This window comes from Saccharothrix sp. ALI-22-I, assembly GCF_001984175.1.
Lineage (GTDB): Bacteria > Actinomycetota > Actinomycetes > Mycobacteriales > Pseudonocardiaceae > Actinosynnema.
The window spans coordinates 1-6897 of the sequence record NZ_MTQP01000026.1 but is presented as its reverse complement, the minus strand read 5'-3'; the positions used below and the strand labels follow the sequence as shown (position 1 = coordinate 6897).

Annotated in this window: 2 protein-coding genes; both read left to right on the top strand. The window is 72.2% G+C overall.

Annotated elements, in window-relative coordinates; translation table 11 throughout:
* The first annotated feature begins 2 nt into the window (after window positions 1-2).
* The gene (locus ALI22I_RS01670) at window positions 3-5063 is read left to right on the top strand and encodes a type I polyketide synthase (RefSeq protein WP_077003802.1); all 5061 of its coding nucleotides are present in this window, start codon (window positions 3-5) and stop codon (window positions 5061-5063) included.
* Between the two features lie 23 nt (window positions 5064-5086).
* Window positions 5087-6897, top strand: a 1811-nt coding sequence (locus tag ALI22I_RS01665) for a type I polyketide synthase (RefSeq protein WP_143531887.1), incomplete at its 3' end; no start/stop codon positions are given.

Sequence of the window (6897 nt, the reverse complement as noted above, 5' to 3'; positions counted from 1 at the left end):
ACGTGGCTGACGAGGACAAACTCCGCGACTACCTGAAGCGGGCCATCGCCGACGCCCGGGACGCCCGCCGCCGGTTGAAGGAGGTCGAGGAACGCGAACAGGAGCCGGTCGCGATCGTCTCGATGGCCTGCCGCTACCCCGGAGGCGTGCGGTCACCGGAAGACCTGTGGCGGCTCGTCGCCGACGGCGTGGACGCGGTGTCGGACTTCCCGGACAATCGCGGCTGGCCCGACGAGCTGTACGACGTGGACCCGGACCGGGTCGGCAAGTCGTACTCGCGGCGCGGCGGGTTCCTGCACGACGCCGACCGGTTCGACCCGGAGTTCTTCGGCATGTCGCCGCGCGAGGCGCTGGCCGTCGACCCGCAGCAGCGGCTGCTGATGGAGACGGCGTGGGAGGCGTTCGAACGGGCCGGTGTCGACCCGCACGCGGTGCGGGGCAGCCGGACCGGGCTGTTCACCGGCGTGATGTACAACGACTACGGGTCGCGCGCGGACCTGCCGGGGCGTGACTTCGAGGGGTACCTGTTCAGCGGCAGCGCGGGCAGCATCGCGTCCGGGCGGGTGGCCTACACGTTCGGCCTGGAAGGGCCGGCGGTCACGGTCGACACGGCGTGCTCTTCTTCCTTGGTGGCCATGCACCTCGCGGTGAACGCGCTGCAACGCGGTGAGTGCGATCTGGCGTTGGCCGGTGGCGTGACGGTCATGTCCACGCCCGTGGCGTTCATCGAGTTCTCCCGGTTGCGCGGGCTTGCGCCGGACGGGCGGTGCAAGTCGTTCGGGGCGTCGGCCGACGGCACCGGGTGGGCCGAGGGCGTCGGGTTGTTGTTGCTGGAGCGGCTTTCCGACGCGCGGCGGCGCGGTCACCGGGTGCTGGCGGTGGTGCGCGGGTCGGCGGTGAACCAGGACGGTGCGTCCAACGGGTTGACCGCGCCCAACGGACCGGCGCAGGAACGGGTCATCCGGCACGCGTTGGAGCGGGCTCGTCTGTCCACTTCGGATGTCGACGTGGTGGAGGCGCACGGCACCGGGACGATGTTGGGCGACCCGATCGAGGCGAACGCTCTGCTGGCCACGTACGGGCAGGACCGCGTCGGCGAGCCGTTGTGGTTGGGGTCGTTGAAGTCGAACATCGGGCACGCGCAGGCGGCGGCCGGTGTCGGCGGCGTGATCAAGATGGTGCAGGCCATGCGGCACGGCGTGCTGCCGCGGACCCTGCACGCCGAGACGCCGTCACCGCACGTGGACTGGTCGGCGGGAGCGGTGTCGCTGTTGACTCAGGCGCGGCCGTGGCCCGCGGTCGACCGGCCTCGACGGGCGGCGGTGTCGTCGTTCGGGTTCGGTGGGACCAACGCGCACGTGATCATCGAGCAGGCTCCGGCTCCGGCGGTGGCGTCGGTGTCGGCGGAGGTGGTCGGATCGCCTCGGTCGGGTGCGGTGCCGTGGGTGTTGTCGGCCGCTTCCGCTTCGGCGTTGCGGGAGCAGGCTGCGCGGTTGGTGGACGTGGCCGGGGAGCCGGTGGACGTCGGGTTTTCGTTGGCGACTGGTCGTGCGGCGTTGGAGCACCGGGCGGTGGTCGTGGGGAACGACCGGTCGTCGTTGCTGCGCGGTGTGGCGGCGGTGGCGGCGGGTGACTCGGCGGCGGATGTGGTGTTCGGGACGCGGCGGGGTGGGAAGACGGCGTTGCTGTTCACCGGGCAGGGGTCGCAGCGGGTCGGCATGGGGTTGGCGTTGGCGCGTGAGTTCCCGGTGTTCGCCGAGGCTTTTGACGAGGTGTGTTCGCGGTTTTCGTTGGATCGGCCGTTGCGGTCGGTCATCGAGTCCGGGGAGGACCTGGACCTGACCGGGTACGCGCAGCCGGCGTTGTTCGCGCTGGAAGTGGCGTTGTTCCGGTTGTTGGAGTCGTGGGGTGTGCGGCCGGATGTGGTGGTCGGTCATTCGATTGGTGAGTTGGCGGCGGCTCATGTTGCGGGGGTGTTTTCGCTTGAGGATGCGTGCCGGGTTGTCGAGGCGCGCGGGCGGTTGATGCAGGCGTTGCCGGTGGGCGGCGCGATGATCGCGGTGCAGGCATCGGAAGACGAAGTGCTTCCGCTGCTCAAGGGGCAGTCGCGGTTGGCGTTGGCGGCGGTGAACGGGCCGCGGGCGGTGGTGATCTCCGGTGATGCGCGTGCGGCTGAGGCGGTCGCGGCGCAGTTGGCGGCGATGGGGCGTAAGACGAAGCGGTTGACGGTGAGTCATGCGTTCCACTCGCCGCACATGGAGCCGATGTTGGAGGCGTTCCGGGCGGTTGTGCTTGGGGCGGGTCTTGGGTCGGCGCGGATTCCGTATGTGTCGACGGTTGGTGAGGCGGAGTCGTGGGAGTCGGCTGACTACTGGGTGGAGCAGGTGCGTCGGCCGGTGCGCTTCCACGACGCGGCGGCGCGGCTGGTCGACCAGGGTGTCACCACGACGCTCGAACTGGGGCCGGACGCGGTGCTGACGGCGTTGGTGCCGGAGGGTGTGACGGCTGTTCCGCTGCTTCGCGCGGCGCGTCCGGAGCCGACCACGGCCGTGCTGGCGCTGGGTCAGCTCCACGCGGTGGGTGTCGGGGTGGACTGGTCGGGGTTCTTCGGTGAGGCGCGGTTCGTGGACCTGCCGACGTACGCCTTCCAGCGTCAGCGTTACTGGCTGAACCCGACGAACGCGGACAGCGGACATCCTCTGCTGGGTGAGCCGGTGGCGGTGGCGGGCACGGGTGAAGTGCTGTTCACGAGTCGGGTGACGGCGGACCGGTTGCCGTGGGTGCCGGAGCCGTTCGGCACGCCGGTGCTGCCGGGCGCCGGTTTCGTGGAGATGGCTCTTCGGGCCGGTGACGAGCTCGGGACGCCTGCGGTGGCGGAGTTGACCGTGCACGCGCCCGTGGTGTTGAGCGGGGCGGTGCACCTCCAGTTGCGTGCGGGTGCCGTGGACGGTGGTTGGCGTGCGGTGACCATCCACGCGAGGGCCGACGATCAGGCGGACTGGAAGCTGCACGCCTCCGGGACGCTGACCGCCGAGGAGCGGGCGGCGGAGCCGGTGGACGGCACGCGGGACGAGTACGCGGTGGAGCCGGAGGAGGCGTCGCGCTACAGCCTGCACCCGGCGTTGTCGGCCCTGGCGGTGCACGAGGGTGACCGGCTGGCGCACGTGTGGCGGGACGTGCGGCTGCACGCGGGCGGCGCGGCCGCGGTGTGGGTCGGTGCGACGTCAGGCACCGGTGTGGAGTTGGTCGACGCGGCCGGGCTGCCGGTGTTGAGCGTCGGGGCCGTCGAGCTCCGGGCCGTCGAGCCTGCGGAGGTGAGTGCTTCGCTGCCGCTGCACGAAACGCGGTGGGTCGCGTTGCCCGCCGACAGCGGTGAGCACGCGGTCACCTGGGCGTCCGCCGAGGACCCGGCGCATCCCGGCGCGCAGGCGGTGTTCGCCGACTTCCGGGCTACCACCGGTGACGTCGTCGCCTCCGTCCACGCGCGGGCCGGGGCGGCGCTCGACCTGGTCCAGCGGTGGTTGGCGCAGGACCACCAGGGCAAGCTCGTCGTGCTCACCAGGGTGGACGATCTGGCGGGTGCGGCGGTCACGGGATTGTTGAGGTCGGTGCGGTCGGAGAACCCCGGTCGGGTGTTCACCGTCGCGCTCGACGGCGACGACATCCCGTTCGACGTGCTGGCGCGGCTGGTCGTCACCGACGAACCGGAGGCCGAGGTCCGGGACGGTGTCGCGTACGTGCCGAAGCTGGAGCGCGTGACGGGACCGGAGCGGGGCCTGCCCGAGTGGGGTGTGCCCGAGTGGGGTGTGCCCGAGTGGGGTGGCACAGTGTTGATCACCGGGACCGGGGCGTTGGCGGCGGCGGTGGCTCGGCACCTGGTCACGGCGCACGGTGTCACCGACCTGTTGTTGGTGAGCAGGCGGGGTGAGCGGGCGCCGGGTGCGGCCGAGCTGAAGGCGCGGCTCACCGGGTTGGGCGCGACGGTGCGGATCGAGGCGTGTGATGTCGCCGATCGGGACGCGCTGGCGGCGACGATCGCCGGCGTCCCGCTCACCGCCGTCGTCCACACGGCGGGTGTGCTGGACAACGGTCTCGCGCCGACCCTGACCGCCGACCGGCTGGCCGACGTGCTGCGGCCGAAGGTCGACGGCGCCTGGCACCTCCACGAACTGGCGCGGGACGTGAAGGCGTTCGTGCTGTTCTCGTCGGTCGTCGGCATCTTCGGCGGTCCCGGACAGGCCAACTACGCCGCCGCGAACGCGTTCCTGGACGCGCTGGCCGTCCACCGCGCCGGTGCGGGGTTGGCCGCGACCGCTATCGCCTGGGGCTTGTGGGGAGAAGAGGCGGGCATCAACGCGGCCCTGGACGAGGTCGCCCGCAACCGGTTCGTGCGGGACGGCTTCCGGCCGGTCACCACCGAGGAGGGCCTGGCGTTGCTCGACGCCGCGCTCGCGAGTGGACGTCCGGCGCTCGCCGCCACGCCGTTGGCCGCCAGGACGCGTTCGGTGCGGCGTGCGGCGGCGGAGAAGTCCACTGTGGACTTCGCGACCGGGTTGACGGCGCTGGAACCGGCCGCGCGGGAGAAGGTGGTGCTCGACCTGGTCCGCGCCGAGGCCGCCGCGGTGCTGGGTTTCCCGGACACCGCGTCGGTCAGCGCCGACCGGCCGTTCCAGGAGCTGGGCTTCGACTCGCTGACGGCGGTCGACCTGCGCAACCGGCTCGGCGCGGCCACCGGGGTCGCGTTGCCCGCGACGGCCGTGTTCGACCACCCGACGCCGAACGCGCTGGCCGCGTTCGTGCTCGACGCGGCGGCCCCGAGCGGGAAGTCCGCCGTGCTCACCGAGCTGGACAAGTTGGAGGCCGCGCTGTCCGGCGTGGGGCGGGACGTCAGGGAACGAGACGGCAAGGAGCACGCCGAAGTCGCCGCACGGCTGCGCACGATGCTGGTCCGCTGGACCGAGACGGGGGACGACGAGCCCGACCACGAGGACGCCATCACGTCGGCCACGACCGACGAGATCTTCGACTTCATCGACAACCAGCTCGGCCGCGCGTCGAGCTGACCGACGAGGAGCAAGCAGAAGCGATGTCGAAAGAAGAGAAGCTCGTCGACTACCTCAAGTGGGTCACCGCCGACCTCCGGAAGGCACGGCAGCGCATCGCGCAGCTGGAGTCCGGGCTGGAGGAGCCGGTCGCGATCGTCGGCATGGCCTGCCGGTTCCCCGGCGGGGTGCGCACCCCGGACGACCTGTGGCGGCTGGTCGCCGACGGCGGTGACGCGATCTCCCCGTTCCCCGACGACCGGGGCTGGGACCTGGAGCGGCTCTACGACGAGGACCCGGCCACGCCCGGCACGTCCTACACCCGCGAGGGCGGGTTCCTGGACCGGGCGGGCGAGTTCGACGCGGGCTTCTTCGGCATCTCGCCGCGTGAGGCGCTGTCGATGGACCCCCAGCAGCGGGTGCTGCTGGAGACCGCGTGGGAGACGTTCGAGGACGCGGGCATCGACCCGGCCGTGCTGAAAGGAGAGCAGGTCGGTGTGTTCGTCGGCGCGGTCGAGCAGACCTACCTGCCGTTGGAGGGGCCGGAGGAGTTCGAGGGCTACCTGATGACCGGCAGGCTGGGCAGCGTCGCGTCCGGCCGGGTCGCCTACACGTTCGGGTTCGAGGGTCCGGCGGTCACGATCGACACGGCGTGCTCGTCGTCGTTGGTGGCGTTGCACCTGGCGGTGCAGTCGGTGCGGCGTGGTGAGTCGACCATGGCGCTCGCGGGCGGCTCGACGGTCACCGCCACGCCCGGTGGGTTCGTGGACTTCGCCCGCCAGCGGGGCCTCGCGCCGGACGGCCGGTGCAAGTCGTTCGCCGCGGCGGCGGACGGCACGAGCTGGTCCGAGGGCGTCGGGCTGCTGCTGGTGGAACGGCTGTCCGACGCGCGCCGGCACGGGCACCGGGTGCTGGCGGTGGTGCGCGGCTCGGCGGTGAACCAGGACGGCGCGTCCAACGGGTTGACCGCGCCCAACGGGCCGTCGCAGGAGCGGGTGATCCGGCAGGCGTTGGCCGACGCCAAGCTGGACGCGTCCGACGTGGACGCGGTGGAGGCGCACGGCACCGGCACCCGGCTCGGTGACCCGATCGAGGCGCAGGCGCTGCTGGCCACCTACGGTCAGGGCCGCGCGGGTGAGCCGCTGTGGCTGGGATCGTTGAAGTCGAACATCGGGCACACGGTGGCGGCGGCCGGTGTCGGTGGCGTGATCAAGATGGTGCAGGCGATCCGGCACGGTGTGCTGCCCCGGACGTTGCACGTGGACGAGCCGACGCCGATGGTGGACTGGTCGGCGGGCGCGGTGTCGTTGCTGACGTCGGCGCGGCCGTGGCCCGAGGTGGACCGGCCGCGTCGGGCCGCGGTGTCCGCGTTCGGGGTGAGCGGCACCAACGCGCACGTGATCCTGGAACAGCCGCCCGCGCCCGAGCCGGTGGCGGCGGAACGTCCCGCACCGGCGGTGGTGCCGTGGGTGTTCTCGGCCAAGACGGCGGAGGGGCTGCGGGAGCAGGCCGAGCGGCTGGCGGTCGCGGGCGGTCGGCCGGTGGACGTGGCGTTCTCGCTGGCCACCGGGCGGGCCGGGTTGGAGCACCGGGCGGCGGTTGTGTCGGACGATCCGGTGGCGGCGCTTCGGGCGTTCGCGGCGGGGGAGCGCAGTCCGGACGTGGTGGTGGGCACTGCTGCCGGGGGCAAGCTCGGGATGTTGTTCACCGGGCAGGGGGCGCAGCGCGCGGGTATGGGGTCGGCGTTGGCGCGTGAGTTCCCGGTGTTCGCGGAGGCGTTCGACGAGGTGTGTTCGCGGTTCTCGGTGCCGTTGCGGCAGGTGATCGAGTCCGGGGATGGGTTGGATCAGACGGG